Source organism: Christiangramia echinicola DSM 19838 (assembly GCF_000423065.1).
In the GTDB taxonomy this organism is placed as follows: Bacteria; Bacteroidota; Bacteroidia; order Flavobacteriales; family Flavobacteriaceae; genus Christiangramia; species Christiangramia echinicola.
On sequence record NZ_AUHG01000016.1, the window covers coordinates 122,292 to 137,955 of the forward strand.

Annotated in this window: 12 protein-coding genes; 2 read left to right on the top strand and 10 right to left on the bottom strand. The window is 37.9% G+C overall.

Translation table 11 applies throughout. The features are described from left to right. Positions 1-10: 10 nt before the first annotated feature. From G530_RS0112265 to G530_RS0112295, 7 genes are all read right to left on the bottom strand, one after another. Positions 11-2,359, bottom strand: coding sequence for a DUF349 domain-containing protein (locus G530_RS0112265; RefSeq protein WP_026934818.1), 2,349 nt, complete (start codon positions 2,357-2,359; stop codon positions 11-13). A gap of 119 nt (positions 2,360-2,478) precedes the next feature. Beyond that, positions 2,479-3,207 (bottom strand): shikimate dehydrogenase family protein, encoded by a 729-nt coding sequence (locus G530_RS0112270; RefSeq protein ID WP_026934819.1) that lies wholly within the window; start codon positions 3,205-3,207, stop codon positions 2,479-2,481. Further along, positions 3,204-4,220, bottom strand: a complete 1,017-nt coding sequence (locus G530_RS0112275) for a DUF368 domain-containing protein (protein WP_026934820.1) — start codon at positions 4,218-4,220, stop codon at positions 3,204-3,206. Before G530_RS0112275 ends, G530_RS0112270 begins: the two co-directional genes overlap by 4 nt. After that, positions 4,207-5,145, bottom strand: a complete 939-nt coding sequence (locus G530_RS0112280) for a DUF368 domain-containing protein (RefSeq protein WP_026934821.1) — start codon at positions 5,143-5,145, stop codon at positions 4,207-4,209. The genes G530_RS0112275 and G530_RS0112280 overlap by 14 nt, the downstream gene beginning before the upstream one ends. 38 nt (positions 5,146-5,183) lie before the next feature. After that, positions 5,184-6,581 (bottom strand): tetratricopeptide repeat protein, encoded by a 1,398-nt coding sequence (locus G530_RS0112285; protein WP_026934822.1) that lies wholly within the window; start codon positions 6,579-6,581, stop codon positions 5,184-5,186. A 91-nt stretch (positions 6,582-6,672) separates the two neighbouring features. After that, the gene (locus tag G530_RS0112290; protein ID WP_026934823.1) at positions 6,673-7,869 is read right to left on the bottom strand and encodes an aspartate aminotransferase family protein; all 1,197 of its coding nucleotides are present in this window, start codon (positions 7,867-7,869) and stop codon (positions 6,673-6,675) included. Between the two features lies 1 nt (position 7,870). Then, positions 7,871-9,655, bottom strand: a complete 1,785-nt coding sequence (locus G530_RS0112295; protein WP_026934824.1) for an OstA-like protein — start codon at positions 9,653-9,655, stop codon at positions 7,871-7,873. A gap of 226 nt (positions 9,656-9,881) precedes the next feature. On the opposite strand from G530_RS0112295, the gene G530_RS0112300 reads away from it, so the two are divergent. After that, a complete protein-coding gene (locus tag G530_RS0112300) occupies positions 9,882-10,682 on the top strand; it encodes a ferritin-like domain-containing protein (RefSeq protein ID WP_026934825.1) in 801 nt (266 codons plus the stop codon). A gap of 26 nt (positions 10,683-10,708) precedes the next feature. After that, positions 10,709-11,599: a ferritin-like domain-containing protein gene (locus G530_RS0112305; RefSeq protein ID WP_026934826.1), complete on the top strand. Its 891-nt coding sequence runs from the start codon at positions 10,709-10,711 to the stop codon at positions 11,597-11,599. 71 nt (positions 11,600-11,670) lie between these two features. On the opposite strand, the gene G530_RS0112310 is transcribed toward G530_RS0112305, so the two are convergent. The 3 genes from G530_RS0112310 to G530_RS0112320 are packed head-to-tail and all read right to left on the bottom strand — an operon-like array spanning position 11,671 to position 15,645. Continuing rightward, positions 11,671-12,942 carry an adenylosuccinate synthase gene (locus G530_RS0112310; protein ID WP_026934827.1) on the bottom strand — a complete coding sequence of 424 codons (1,272 nt, stop codon included), beginning with the start codon at positions 12,940-12,942 and terminating at the stop codon, positions 11,671-11,673. Positions 12,943-12,954: 12 nt separating this feature from the next. Further along, entirely contained in the window at positions 12,955-13,410 is a 456-nt protein-coding gene (locus G530_RS0112315; protein ID WP_026934828.1) for a Fur family transcriptional regulator, read from the bottom strand. Positions 13,411-13,434: 24 nt separating this feature from the next. Next, on the bottom strand, positions 13,435-15,645 hold the full coding sequence (locus G530_RS0112320) for a RelA/SpoT family protein (protein ID WP_026934829.1): 2,211 nt from the start codon (positions 15,643-15,645) through the stop codon (positions 13,435-13,437). Positions 15,646-15,664: the final 19 nt, after the last annotated feature.

Here is a 15,664-nt window from a genome sequence, read left to right on the forward strand (position 1 = left end):
TTTCATTTTATTAATATAAGGACTTGATTTTTCTCAGTTTTTCCTTCCAGACTTCAAGATCAGCCTTATGGTTTGCAATATTTTTATGTACATCCTGTACTAGTGGGTTCTTGTCATCTACATTAGAAAAGAACTGCAGGTTATTCTCAAGCTGTCTTATTTCTGCTTTTGTCTCCTCGATCTTTTTAGTAAGGAAATAATGCTCATTTCTAATTTTCTTGTCGTCATCTGCATCATCAAGTGCCTGTACCTTATTTTCGTACTTCATCATTTCGGCCTTGGTGTTATCAATATCCATTTTCTTGAATAATTGATCCAGGGCTTTATTAAATTTTCCTTCGATGAACCTCTTGTTATAAGGAACTTTGCCAATTTCTTTCCAGGCATTTATCTGTTCCTTGATCTTTGGAAGATCTTCTTTTTTATTACCGGTAAGTTCGATGCCTTTTACCTGGTCCAGGATCTCCTTTTTCTTTTCAAAGGCTTCGACCTCTTCTTTATTATCCTCATTTTTCTGAGCGTGCATACGATCAAAATAGTGGTTGCAGGCTTTTTTGAATTGTTTCCAAACCTTGTCACTATCTTTTCTAGGAACATGACCAATCTTCTTCCAGTCTGCCTGGATTTTTTTCATAAGTGGAGTGACAGTCTTAAAGTCGTCACTATCTTTATTATCCTCAGCGATCTGAATAAGTTCTTTTTTCTTTTCTAAATTCTCGTACTGCTGCTTCTTTAGATTTTTATAAAAAGCGTTCTTTTTCCTGTTGAACTTACGAACGTTTTCCTTGAAAGCATTCCAGGTCTCCTGATTTTTACTACGTGGAACTTTCCCGGCATTAAAGAACAACTCTCTAAGTGCCTCGATCTCCTTGATCTTTTGCTGCCATTTATTATGACTGTCAAAGTCCTCCTCAGCAATCACTTTGATCTTTTCTATGATCTCCTGTTTACGTTCCCAGTTCTTTTCGTATTCCTCATCTAGCTGATTAAAATACTCCTGCCGCTTATCATGAATTTTCTTAGTGGCGGTACTGAATCTCTCCCAGATATCTTCTCTGTATTCTTTTGCTACAGGCCCCAGTTCTTCCTTCCACATTTTGTGTAGCATCTGGAGTTCTCTAAATGCCCGGTTCGTGTTATCTTCCTGCACCAGTTCTTCCGCACGGTCTATCACCTTAAGCTTTTGTTCCAGGTTATGTTTAAAATCCATATCCCTGAATTCCCTGTTAAGGTGTAAAAAGTCATAGAAGTTCTCTACGTGATGGTGGTAGGTATTCCAAACATTGTTATAGCGATCTCTTGGGATTGGTCCCGCAGTACGCCACTTATCCTGGATCTCTTTAAAGTGATTATAAGTAGTATTGATATTTTCTTCTACATCTAAAAGACCTTTTAACTCTTCAATAAGTTCAAGTCTTTTATGCAGATTTTCGTTAAGATCTTTTTTAAGCCGCTGGTAGTAATTATTTCGTTGTTCTTTATAGTCGAAATAAATTGAGCTAAAACGCTTTTTTAGCGGAGTGGAGTAGTGGAAGTCTATGATATTTCCGCCTTCAGCCAGAAAATCTTCTTTTTTCTCTTCCATTTCTTCATCGAACTTCGCATTGAATTCATGACGAATTTCTGCCACGTGTTCCTTGATTGCCTGGATCTTTTCGTTTTTCAGAAGCTTCTCAAGTTCATCTGCCAGAGCTTCCATGTTCATGGAATGATAATCTTTCTTTTCGATATCGTGTCGCTCGTTGGCACTTTCATCCTCACTATCTTCAGCTACCGCACTTTCCATATCCTCTTCATGGTCATTGCCAGAGGCTTTTTTCTTCTCGCCAACTACTGCATCTCCTATATCACTATCCAGATCATCTTCGTCATCCTGCTCACCGTTTTTTTTACTTCTGGATTCAGACTCAGAAACCATGGCGTCTTCATTATCGGTAGAATCTGAAATTTTCTTAACGGATTTTTCCTCTTTTTCAGAATTCTCTTTGATCACCTCTGGTTCCTTGAAGAATGGATTTTCCGGTTCTTCCTTTCCTTCAATATCAGTATAAGGATCTGCATCTGGGTTTTCCTTTTCAAGGGCTTTCTGGTCTGAAGTAGCTTTACCTGAAGCCGATTCATCTAACATCGCGTCTTCGTGATCTGTAGATTCTTTATTTTCCGTGTTTGACGATTCTACTGAATCATCTTTAGTATTCCCAGTAGTTTCTTTTGATTGGTCACCAACAGACTCTGCCGACATATTCTCCTTACTCTCCTCGTTCAAAGAATTTTCTTCCTGTTTTTTAATACTTTCAGACTTTTTTAAATCTTCGGAAGAAAGCTCTTTTTTCTTGTTTTCATTTTCTTGCTGTGACATATATTTCAATGTTAAGGTTCCTCTAAATCAATTATTGCTGAAAGATAACAACTCCCCTAAAATTGAACAAGCGATTAGTTTTATTTATCTGGGTAAGATCAGGTAATTATTGAGCTGAATTAGGAATTCCAGATCTTCCATGCTTTCTCTGCCTGAAATATTAACATCTGCAAACCATTTAGAGTTTTGGCTCCATTTTCTGTAGCAAGCCTCATTAATTTAGTTTCTGAAGGATTATATATAAGGTCGAAAACAAGGTGCTTTTCTGAAATAAATTGGAAAGGGACATTAGGGGAAATATCTATATCTGGGAAGGTGCCCAGGGGGGTGCAATTAATGATAAGGTGGTAGTTGCCCAGGATCTCCCCATCAATATCTGAATAAGCTATTTGATTTTCCTCAGGTTTTCGGGATACAAACTTATAATCTATCCTTAATAATTCGAGGGCGTAAGCAATGGCTTTAGAAGCGCCACCAGTACCCAGGATCAGTGCTTTTTTATGATGAGGTTTTAAATGTGGTTTTAGTGCTTCTAAAAACCCCCAGTAATCTGTGTTATAGCCGGTTAGGCTGCCATTCTTTTCGAGTTTAATGGTGTTTACAGCCTTAATTTTTTCTGAATGAGTATCTAATTGATCTAGATAAGGAATGATGGCCTCTTTATAGGGAATTGTGACATTAAATCCAGCTACCCCATTTTCCCTGATAATTGAGGGGAACTTTTCTATATCAGGAATGTCAAAATTTCTGTATTCACATTTTAAATTTTCAATGCTGAATTTTTCAGTAAAATACTTTCTGGAAAAAGAGTAATCTATATTTTTCCCAATTAGTCCGTAAATTCTCATTTCCTTGAATTTCTGTTTTCATACCAGGCCAGGCCTAAAACTATAAATATCCCTATAAGAATAAAAAATACCGCGAGCCAGGTTTCAGAAGAATCGAATTGAGGTAGAAACCGGTCATAATTATCTATTATTTTATTTCCTTCTCTATCAATAAGAATTTCGCCTGCGTCATTTAATTTATAGATCTTTTCTTTCCAGGGCCACACTACCCCCAGTGATCCGGCAATAAAACCAATTATTACAGCAAATGTTTCTTTTTTTCTGGTTTTCAGTACATATCCCAGGAGGTGTGACAGGGATACAAGTCCCGCCAGTGAACCGGCGGCAAAAACAAAAAGAACCTGAAGCATTCTTATTCTTTCACTATTATCAATAAAGCTGAAATCAAGAAGAATGATCTCAGCCATAGTGTCATAAAGGGCATTTACAGAATCTACTAAAAGCAATACATAATTACCCAGTAAAATAAGGATAAAACTACCGGAAAGTCCCGGTAAGGTCATTCCTGAAACGCTTATCATTCCGCAGATAAAAACGAACCAGAGATTGTCATTTTCTCTGGCAGGTTCCAGAAAACTGATGCCGATACCGCATATAATTCCTAAAAGGGCAAATATTACGGAGTTTCTATCCCATTCATCAAAATCCTTACTAATGTAGTAGATAGAACCTATGATCATTCCAAAAAAAGCCGACCACACATAAAGTTCGAAATGTACAATTAGATAATCCAGAATTTTGGAAACGCTAAAGTAGCTTATCAACATGCCCAGGATAAGCAATCCAAGGAACCTTCCGTTTAGATATCGATATAGACTTCTAAACCTCCCTGATATTAGAAGTTTAAAGGCCTTTATATTTACTTTTTGCAGAGAGTATATAAACTCTTCGTAAAAACCTGCAACGAACGCAACCACACCACCGGAAACACCTGGAACCTTGTTCGCAGCACCCATGGCAAGACCCTTAAGAACAAGCAGGATCTTATCGGTAAACGTTCTAGTTTGCTGCATCTGGAATTTCGGGATTTTTGGTAGCTACCGCTTCTAGTATGATGATCAAAAGAAAACCTGCCAGCATCAGTAATACCGCCCACAAGGTTTGTGGGTCTCCATCAAAATTCCATGGTAGAACAGAAGCATCTTTAAGAATAACTTCTTTATCACCATAAATGGCAGTTTCCAAAACTTGCTTCCAGGGCCAGATCTTATTGAGTGAACCGGCAATAAATCCTGTTAGCACCGCTAATGTGATGCTACTGTAGTGTACAAAAAGCCATTTTAAAACTTTTGAGAATGTAAGCAAGCCAAATACAGCTCCCAGACCAATTATACCTAATGTTTTAATATCGAAGTCATGCGCGGCTTCAGTAACAGATTTATAAGCGCCAAGTAGTACTAAAATGAAAGCTCCGGAAATACCTGGTAATATCATTGCACATACTGCAATGGCACCTGCAAAGAATAGAAATGTATAACTTGAGTTGGCTGCGAGAGGAGGTAGGCTAACAATGTAAAAAGCCACTCCTGCACCTATTACCAGCGCTAGAATGATCTTCCAGCTCCATTTCGGAATTTGCTTGGCTACAAACCAGATACTTGCAATTACCAACCCGAAGAAAAAAGACCATATAAGAACAGGATGGTTCTCTAATAGGTAATTCGCTAGGCGCATTACCGTAAAAATACTTATAAGGATCCCGGTGAAAAGTGCTATTATAAAATTACCGTTCAGCTTTTTCCACATAGCTGAAAATCCATCTTCTTTCCAAACTGCAAGGAGAGCAGGATTTACTCCGCTTATAGTAGATATTAATTCTTCATATATACCGGAAATAAAGGCTATGGTACCTCCAGAGACTCCTGGGACAACATCTGCCGCACCCATGGCCATTCCCTTAAAAGTGATCTTGAGGTAATCCAAAAAACTTCGTTGCATCTTCTATTTTTATGAATTCGCCAAAGGTAGCAAAATTACTAAGAGAGCTTTACGAAGGAATTTATAATTTGTTTGACGCTTTTACGGTCAAAAATATTAGGAAATAATTCTTCTATAATTATATAGTATTCTGAGTCTATTTTTAGAGCATTGTTTAGGTGAAAATAGCCTTTTTCTCCTTTATTAGTGCAGAAAAACAAACCAGCAAGCCGGTATTCAATTTCCGCAGTTGTAGGATAAAACTCTAATGCCTGGAGCATACTGTTTATAGCAGTTTCATATTCTCCCAGACCTATTAGAATATCACATCTTCTAATCCAGGTTTCCAGCTCATAATTTCCAAGCTCAAGACTCTTTTTATAGCCTTGTTCTGCTTCTTCAAAGAAATTAAGCCTGCTGTTTATCTTAGCATATCTTTTCCAGTATAAGACATTCTCTTCATCAATATTTATAGCTTTATTGATGTAATAAAGAGCCTTCTGAAAATTCAGTTTTTTGATGTAAAAGTCTGTGATAGCGATCCACCCCTTATCAAGTAATGGATCTTCATGGACCGTTTGCTTGTAATTCTTCAATGCCAGATCGTCACAACCTAACTTTTCAAAACACTTTCCTATCCTTAAATAAGCAAAGGAAGTAGGATCTTCAAGTTCCAGCGTAATGTTATAATTTTCTATAGCTTCATTATAACGCTTAAGTTTTTCAAGCACTTTACCCTTTTCAAGATAAGCGCCTACAAACCTGTCGTCACTAATTATTGCGAAATCAAAAGCGGCTAATGCCTTTGTGTATTGTTTAAGGTCAAAATATTGCTTCCCTACCTGGTGCCAGGCAACTTCACAATATGGATTCTTGTTCAGGTATAAATTAAGATAATCTATCGCTTCCACCTTCTGTTCTAAAAAGTCGAAACAGTACATGATATTGTATAATGCTGAATAATCCTCTTCATCTGCCTCAAGGCATTTCATGAAACTATACTTGGCATTTTCAAAATCTTCCAGGAAAAGGTATTCCATCCCTATAAGAGAAAAGATCTCTGCATCTTCCATGGTGATTTCAAGTGCGGCCTGAAGCATAGTTATTGCCTCCGCATGCATATCTCTTTTAGAATAAATCTGTGCTTTTTGAATGTAGATCTCTTCGTTAGAAGTTTCTAATTCTTTCAGCTCATTTAGAATTCCATCAGCGAGATCCAGTTTGTCTTCAAATACAAGGATCTCCACCTTAAACAGTCTAAGGTTCACCGAAGTAGGATGCTGGGCAAGGCCCATTTTCACCGCTTTTTTGGCAAGAGAGAACTTACCATTCTCAAGATAGTGATTGATAATATTTTCAAATTCGTTCGAATCAAAAAATAAAACGTCATTTGTTTTAAGCATAGATTCGAAGCGGGAAAGTGAGAAATTATCTTCTTCGTTATGGCTTAGCTGCATAAGAGAGTGATTAAGGGATTTCTACTGTACTAAAGTTATAAATGATTAAAGGTGAATTGGAAATTACGTCTTATTGTTGTTAACAAAATAATTAACATTCCATTTCATCTTTCTCTATCTCCCTGAGTATGTCAACAATAATGCCACAACCTTTCAATATTTCTTCCTCAGAGATGGTAAGTGGGGGAGTAAGCCGTACTGCTCGTTTTTCGAAGAGTAGCCAGAATAAAATGAGTTGTTTTTCCTTGGCCTTCAGGATCAGTTTATCAGCAATTTCGGCAGATTCTAAAATCAAAGCTAGCATTAAACCTTTTCCTCTAATTTCTTCAATAAGAGGATGCTGTAGGTGTTTTCTGAATAATTTCTCCTTCTCCAGGCTTTGTTCCATAAGATCTGACTCAGTAATTTCCTGAAGAGTTGCCAAAGCTGCAGCTGCTATTAATGGATTACCACCAAAAGTAGTTATATGCCCCATTTTAGGATTATCCATCAATAGATCCATTAGCTCATCAGATGCTGAAAAGGCTCCTATAGGTAATCCTCCTCCCATTCCTTTGCCCAGAGCTACTATGTCTGGAACCAGGTCGAAATTTTCAAAACCAAAAAGCTTTCCGGTTCTTCCAAATCCAGGTTGTATTTCATCAAGGATTAAAAGTGCGCCTACCTTTTCGCATCTCTTTTTCACCTTTTTGAGGTAATCATTGGTTGGCATTATAAAACCAGCTCCTCCCTGGATGGTCTCCAGAATTACTGCTGCGGTCTTAGAAGTGATCTTCTCCAGATCCTTTTCGCGATTGAATTCAATAAAAGAAATATCTCCTATTAGAGGCCTGAAAGGTTTAACTCTTTCCTCGAAATCCATAAGGCTTAAAGAGCCCATGGTATTGCCGTGATAGGCTTTTTTTGCTGCGATGATCTCTGTTCTTCCAGTGGCTCTTCTGGCTAGTTTCATTGCACCTTCAATAGCTTCGGTTCCAGAATTTACCAGGTAAGTTTTACTAAGAGGATTAGGCAAATGTTCTGAAAGTAGCTTGGTTAGTTCTACCGCCGGTTTCTGAGCATATTCTCCGTAGACCATCACATGTAAATATTTTTCTGCCTGTTCTTTTATTGCTGAAACTATCCGGGGATGGGAATGACCTACACTACAGGCAGAAACTCCGGCTACAAAATCCAGGTGTTCCTTCCCGTCTGTAGTAACTATATATGATCCGCTAGCGTGTGATACTTCCAGCGCCAGAGGATGTGGCGTTGTTTGCGCCTGATATTTTAAAAAATCCTTTTTCAATCTATTGATTCTGGGCTGCCTTATTATTAATACTATCTTTTTCTATAATGTTCTTTTTAATAGAATCTGGCAATACCTTCTTTTTGAATTTGATGCTGTCTGTTTTTCTATTCTTTAGAACCTTAGGATTTAATCTGGAATTTTCATTTAACAAAAGATCATCATCTTCTCTTTCATCAAAAAATTCTTCTGGTGCATCTGGCAGATCTATACCCTTGATCTTTGTTAGTTCAGGTTCAGCTTCTCCCTCAAAAAGTCCTTCTTTACTAAGTATGCGTTCCTCGCCGCGCCAGTTGAAACCTTGGAGTTTTCTCGCGTTTGGAGGAAAGTCGGCTTCTGGAGTGAGATCACCGTCTACCTGATTATAATAGTAAATATCCTTGATCTGCTGTTCTTCGAATAGAATTTCAACTGAACTGGCCAGGGTCTTATTAATGCCAATTAATTGATTTTCATTATTTCGCATATAATTCAGGGTCTCTGTATTTTTATTGATAACAACCTTTTCTAGGGTATTCTCCTTAAAATAACCAGTGAGTTCTTTTCCTTTTAACTGGTTAAAACCCTCGATACTATCTTTTTGAATTAAAAAGGCATTATCAAAAACCAGTAAGGAGTCTAATTGTTCTGTTCTAGTATTACTTATTAGGTGAATACTGTCACCACTCATTTGATTCTCTCCAGACCATAGTACTGGTTTTCCGTTACCCCTACTGCTAATATTTATAAGTTTTGTTAGGCCAGATTGCTGATCAGAAAAAATAGAATCGCTTCGCCCGCTCATAGGATTTTCACCGGTTTGATCCTCTTTGAAAATTCGCACGTCATAATAACCCCTTATCACGCGCTTTTCGGGTTTCCCGGTGATCATGATGGTATCACTATGTATAAATAAGGTATCCCGATCCTGAAGGCTTGCTGCTAAAGCTTTTTTAGTAATAAATACTGAATCTTTATCCCTATATACTTCGGCATAATGGCCGGTAACCCGACTATCATTAATAGTATCTATCACCCGGATATTGTTTGTCGCAGAAGCAAAATTGTTTTCCCGGTTAAAATACAGACTATCACCTTTTAATATGCGGTTGTCATAATTTATCTGGGAATTCTTCACAAAATATCCATTATCTGCCCTTGTGTCATAAAACCCTCTTTCACAATATACGGTGCTGGTTTCGCTAACAATTGTTGAAGGGCCATATAGGTAGGCGTGACCACTTTCAGAATAAAAATCCAGTTGTTCAGAGTTAATAGTGTAATCTGGATTAGTTACTAAGACCTCATTTCTAAAACTGTATTTGTCCTCTTCCATAAAATATCTGCCAATCTTACTTGTAAGGACACTGGCAGTATCGGTAACTTTTCCGCCGCTTCTATAGTAGGCTTGTTGCTTAATTCGGTCAAAAAAGAGACTATCAGTTTCGAGAGTAGTTTGTGGTCTTTCCATTCTTACATTCCCACTAGCAAAGGCAAATTCGGTATTTCCATTATATTCAGCATAATTACTGGTCATTCTCACACTGTCACCCTGTTGCATTCTAATATTCCCATAAGCCTTAAAAAAGTTATCAGATTTGTAGAAAACAGCATTATCACACCAAACTTCAATACCGTCATGATCAAAATAGACCTGGTTATCAACCTTGCTTAAGATCAATGCACCAGGATATCGTTCTTCGTTCTTCAAAGTTCGGTCTGAATCATAATTGATCTCCTGGTTTTTTTGAGCCAGAATTGGTAATGATGAAAGAAGAATTATAATGGAAAATAAATAAGTTTTCAAGAAGCTGAATTTTTTTCAAAAGTAAGAAAATTACAGGTATCAAATTATTTGTCTTGCCATGCATATTTAAGGAGTATCCAAAAAAATTAACTTAATTAAAATAAAAATTTTTCCTACAAAGCTTAAACCTTTCCCAAAAGCCACTGCTTTAAGATAAGCTTAACAATTTTTTGCAAACCATAACCTCTTAGCGTTCGTAAGTTTCTATGAAACTAAAATTTTAATTATGAAAAAACCCTTAGTTAAGGTGGATGTAGTAGGCACATCCTCCAAAAAAACGAAAAACAATTCGCGTAGAAAATTCATTAAAATGGGAGGACTGGGAATTGCCGGTTCAACATTTTTACTTTATGGATGTAGCGAAGAAGAGTTTAACCCAGGTGGAGAGGTTGAAACGCCTGAGCCAGACCCAACTCCAGACCCAGATCCAGATCCAGATCCGGTTGCATTTGATTTAGGAAGTGGGGATGTAGGTATCCTTAATTATGCATATGCCTTGGAACAATTAGAAGCTGCTTTCTATACTCAGGTGCGTGCAGGAGACTATTATGATGGTGCACCGCAGGATGAAAAAGATATATTTGATGCTCTATATAACCACGAAGTAATTCATAGAGACTTTTTTAAAGCAGCCATTATTGCTGCGGCGGGAGAAGATAATACACTTCCAGATCTGGAATTTGATGTTTCTTCAATTAATTTTGATGATAGAACATCGGTTTTAGAAACGGCTATGTTGTTAGAAGATACAGGAGTAGGCGCATATAATGGTGCTGGCGATAGAATTGCCGATGAAACTTATTTAACCCTTGCTGGTAAGATTGTTTCAGTTGAAGCTAGACATGCGGCAGCAATTAGATCACTTATCGATCCAACCGGAGGATATTTTGCGGGTGATGATATAGTTGATCCTAGTAATGGTTTAGATGTGGCAAGAGATCCTGCAGATGTTCTTGCAGCAGCAGGTGGATTTATTACTACAGAGTTCACTGCCAATAACCTGCCAGAACCAATGACTGGATCCTAATCTACTAACACTAAAAAGACATAATTATGAGTATTATAAAATTATTAGATGAATTTACATCTGAAAAATTAACTACAAAATCCAGTTCCAGGAGAGAAATGTTCTCTACGTTATCTTCCTTTGGGAAGAAGGCGGCAATGGCTGCTGTACCATTTGGACTGGCGACAAATAAAGCTAGCGCAGCTGCATTTTTCCAGGAAAACCCTGCTGTAGACGCTTTACAACTTGCATTAACTTTAGAGTACCTGGAAGCTGAGTTTTATATGAAAGCGTTAGATTCTGGTGTTCTTAATGGAAACCAGAGAGCAATGGATGCTTATATGCAAATTTCCAAGCATGAGGATGCACACGTGGCATTTCTCAAAGCTGGCCTGGAAGGCGCAGGAGCAACTCCTGTAGAATCACCTACTTTCGATTTTACGGCTGGAGGAGCTTTTGACCCTTTTAATGATAACGGTATTGGGCAGGAGACTGCTTATGCACAGTTACTGGCATTAGCGCAGGCTTTTGAAGATACCGGAGTTAGAGCATATAAAGGTCAGGCTGGTAATTTAATGGGGACAGCATTCCTTGAGCCAGCACTGCAAATTCACTCTGTTGAGGCGCGCCATGCTTCTGAAATCCGACAGATTAGAGGAGTCGAAGGATGGATTACCGGGAACGGAGATAATGCAGCTGCACCTGCTAACAGCGAAACTGCGCAAAATGCTTACGCAGCGGTTTATGAAGGTGAAGGAAATACAATGCAAGGCGGGTTAGATCTAACGACAGATATTACTTACGCTAGCGAGATCGTTGGTGATCTTAACGCGGCGGTAACTCAGGCCTTTGATGAACCTATTACGGCAGAGCAAGCAACAGCAATTGCTAGTTTGTTTATAGTATCAGACTCTGACGGTGATGATTCTGATGGATAAGATCACATAACCATTCTATAATAAAAAAGGCTGCCAACTGGCAGCCTTTTTTTATATCAAGCAGATCAATGTTATCTTATGATCGTTTGTTTTCTATCTGGTCCTACCGAAACAATTGTAATTGGTGTTTCTAGTTCTTTTTCCAGAAACTCAACATAATCATTAAACTCTTTAGGTAAAGAAGAAGCATCGGTCATTTTTGTAAGATCTTCTTTCCAGCCCTTAATTTCAGTATAAACAGGCTCAAGATATTCAGGTTCTATATTATAAGGTAGGTGTTTGATCTCTTCTCCTTTATATATGTACCCGGTGCAAACTTTCAGCGTTTCAAATCCGCTGAGTACGTCACCTTTCATCATAATAAGCTGAGTAATACCGTTAACCTGAACTGCATATTTCAATGCTACAAGATCTAGCCATCCACAACGTCTTTTTCTCCCGGTAGTTGCACCAAATTCATTGCCAACCTGACCCATGGTTTCACCAACTTCATCAAAAAGTTCAGTAGGGAAGGGGCCACTACCCACTCTGGTAGTGTAAGCTTTAAAAATTCCAAAAGCTTCGCCAATTTCTCTGGGAGCAACACCTAAACCTGTACAGGCTCCGGCTGCAGTTGTATTTGAAGAAGTCACAAAAGGGTAAGTCCCGAAATCTATATCCAGTAATGATCCCTGTGCGCCTTCAGCAAGTATCGTTTTGCCATTTTTCATTGACTGGTGAAGATATTCCTCACTATCAATAAATGTTAGTTCCTTTAAACTTTCAACCGCATTGCAGAATTCTTTCTCCAATTCCTGAAGATCATACTGAATGTCTACATCATAAAATGCGATCATTTTTTCATGCTTATCGGCTAGAGCACGATATCTGTCTTTCCAGTCCTCCAGTTCAAGATCTCCAACCCTAAGGCCATTTCTACCGGTTTTGTCCATGTATGTTGGACCAATACCTTTAAGAGTAGAACCTATTTTGGCTTTACCTTTTGAAGCTTCAGAAGCAGCATCAAGTAACCTGTGAGTTGGCAGAATTAAATGTGCCTTTCTTGAAATAAGTAACTTGGATTTGTAATTAATACCATGTTTGGCCAGATTGTCCAGTTCTCTTTTGAAGATCACTGGATCTATCACAACGCCATTACCAACAAGGTTGATACTGTCATCATGAAAAATTCCTGAAGGAATTGTATGTAAAACATGTTTTTGACCGTCGAATTCTAAAGTATGTCCTGCATTGGGACCACCTTGAAAACGGGCAATAATATCGTATTTAGAGGTAAGGACGTCAACAATTTTGCCTTTTCCTTCATCACCCCATTGAAGACCTAGTAGTAAATCTACTGCCATGAATTTTGAAACTTAATTGGTTGATTTTTTATTTCCGTAAAAGTAAAGAGAATGTTTTTTGATCTCTATATCAAAAACTTCCTCTATAGTTTGCTTGATACTTTGGATCCTGGGATCGCAAAATTCTATAACTTCTCCGGTATCTGTAAGTATGATATGATCATGTTGACGGTCAAAATATGATTTCTCATATTGTGCCTGATTCTGACCAAATTGATGTTTTCTAACCAGTCCACATTCTAATAATAATTCAATCGTATTATATAAAGTAGCCCGGCTCACACGATATTTTTTGTTCTTCATTTTAATATAAAGAGACTCAATATCGAAGTGATCGTCAGAATTATAGATCTCCTGAAGAATAGCGAAACGTTCCGGAGTTTTCCGGTGTCCTTTTTCTTCAAGATATTTGGTGAAAACATTTTTAACGACCGCCTGATCGTTTTTATTTACGACTTTTTTGCTCATAATTTGCTTTGCAAAGGTAAAAGTTTATTCACGGCTAACCTTGTCTATCCCGTTAATTTTTTTCAGCCTTTGGATAATGGTATTGAGGATATTATTATTTTTTACAACCAGAGTTATACGCCCACTAAATACACCATCTGAACTATCAAAATTCAGGTTTTTCATATTCACGTGCAGGTTACTGGAGATTTCCTGGGTGATCTCGCTAACCAGCCCCAGGTTGTCTATTCCCTGAAGGTTTATAACGGCTCTAAAGTCCTGCTGCGAACTGTCTATCCATTTGGCCTGAATGATCCTGTAGGCGTAATTGCTTTGTAATTGTAAAGCATTTGGACAATCCTTTTTATGAACTTTTAAACCATCATTCACTGAAATGAAACCAAATACATTGTCACCAGGAATGGGGTTGCAACAATTGGATAATTTGTATTCCAGTTTTTCCTCTTCTTTCCCAAATACCAGTTGATCATACTTGGCTGTAATTTCTTCTTTATCAAGATCTGTGGATACATAAGGCTTCTTGATCTTACTTTTGAAATAACTAACCAGTGAGTTGCTTCTGGAACTGGCAAAATCCTTCAGCATTTTATTGTCGATCTTTCCAATTCCTACCCGGTAGAAAAGATCCAGGCTTGTTTTTAAATTGAAGAAAACTACCAGTTCATTTATAGACTTTTCATTGAATTGAATCTTTTGAGCTTTCAGTTTTCTAGCCAGTACAGCTTTGCCTTCTTCCGCAATCTCCTTTTTCTCATCCTTAAGTGAAGATTTTATTTTAGCCCTCGCTCTGGCAGTATTGGCGTAATCTAGCCAGTTAACATTCGGTTTTGCGTTATCTGAAGTAATGATCTCTACCTGGTCGCCGCTTTTAAGTTCGTGACTTAAGGGAACAAGTTTGTTGTTCACCCTGGCGCCTCTGGTATGAATTCCAATTTCTGTATGAATACTGAAAGCAAAATCCAGTGGTGTAGATCCTTTTGGTAAAGACTTAAGGTCTCCCTGCGGAGTAAACACGAATATTTCTTTAGAATACAGGTTCAGTTTGAACTGTTCTACAAAGTCTACCGCGTTTACATCCGGGCTCTCAAGGGCTTCCTGCAAACGAGTTACCCATTCTTCAAAACCTCGCTCTTCTTTATTTTCAGCACCCTGTTTGTATTTATAATGAGCGGCGTAACCTTTCTCCGCGATCTCATTCATTCGTTCACTTCTAATTTGAACTTCTACCCATCTGCCTTTTGGCCCCATGACTGTAATGTGCAAAGCCTCATATCCGGTAGATTTAGGCGAGGAGATCCAATCTCTTAACCTCGTTGGATTTGGTCTAAAATGATCTGTAACTATAGAATAAATCTTCCATGCTAAAAACTTCTCTTGAGAAGGGTCGCTACGGTATATAATTCTAATGGCGAATTTATCGTAGATCTCATCAAAACTAATATTTTGGGTTTTGATCTTCCGGTTTATAGAATAGATAGATTTAGGTCTACCTTTTATATCGTAATCCAGATCTTCCTTATCTAAAGAATCTTCGATCACTTTACTGAACTCCTTTATATAGGCATCCTGCTCTTCCTTACTTTCCTTGATCTTAGTTAGAATATCCTGGTAAACTTCAGGTTCGGTATACTTTAAGCCGAGATCCTCAAGCTCTGTCTTAATATTATAAAGGCCAATTCTGTGGGCCAGGGGAGCGTAAATGTAAAGTGTTTCAGAAGCAATTTTAACTTGTTTATCTGGACGCATCGCATCCATGGTTTGCATGTTATGCAACCTATCTGCTATTTTGATGATAATAACCCGCACATCATCATTCAGGGTGAGTAGCATTTTTCTGAAATTCTCTGCCTGTTGAGAAACATCTTTATCTTTTTTAAGACTTGATATTTTAGTTAGTCCGTCAACAATTTTAGCGACGGTTTCACCAAACATTTTCTCAATATCCCCACGGGTATATTTTGTGTCTTCAACTACATCATGAAGTAGGGCAGCGGCGATTGAAGTCGCGTCCAGACCAATTTCTGAAGCTACGATTTTTGCAACCGCTATAGGATGAAATATATATGCTTCGCCAGATTTTCTTCGCTGATCTTTATGGGCGTCAACAGCCGTATCAAAAGCATAACGAATGAGCTTTTTATCATCATCTGTCAACGTTTGATAACTAATGCGCAGCAGTTCTTTATACTGCCTTGCAATTTGCTTGTTTTCTTTTTCTATAGCCGCCTCTGTCATAGGTTAAAAATACAAATTA

Excerpts from the sequence above, each read along its gene's own strand:
- G530_RS0112265 (WP_026934818.1), bottom strand. The coding sequence starts at position 2,359 with ATGTCACAGCAAGAAAATGAAAACAAGAAAAAAGAGCTTTCTTCCGAA.
- G530_RS0112270 (WP_026934819.1), bottom strand. The coding sequence starts at position 3,207 with ATGAGAATTTACGGACTAATTGGGAAAAATATAGATTACTCTTTTTCC.
- G530_RS0112275 (WP_026934820.1), bottom strand. The coding sequence starts at position 4,220 with ATGCAGCAAACTAGAACGTTTACCGATAAGATCCTGCTTGTTCTTAAG.
- G530_RS0112280 (WP_026934821.1), bottom strand. The coding sequence starts at position 5,145 with ATGCAACGAAGTTTTTTGGATTACCTCAAGATCACTTTTAAGGGAATG.
- G530_RS0112285 (WP_026934822.1), bottom strand. The coding sequence starts at position 6,581 with ATGCAGCTAAGCCATAACGAAGAAGATAATTTCTCACTTTCCCGCTTC.
- G530_RS0112300 (WP_026934825.1), top strand. The coding sequence starts at position 9,882 with ATGAAAAAACCCTTAGTTAAGGTGGATGTAGTAGGCACATCCTCCAAA.
- G530_RS0112305 (WP_026934826.1), top strand. The coding sequence starts at position 10,709 with ATGAGTATTATAAAATTATTAGATGAATTTACATCTGAAAAATTAACT.
- G530_RS0112310 (WP_026934827.1), bottom strand. The coding sequence starts at position 12,942 with ATGGCAGTAGATTTACTACTAGGTCTTCAATGGGGTGATGAAGGAAAA.
- G530_RS0112315 (WP_026934828.1), bottom strand. The coding sequence starts at position 13,410 with ATGAGCAAAAAAGTCGTAAATAAAAACGATCAGGCGGTCGTTAAAAAT.
- G530_RS0112320 (WP_026934829.1), bottom strand. The coding sequence starts at position 15,645 with ATGACAGAGGCGGCTATAGAAAAAGAAAACAAGCAAATTGCAAGGCAG.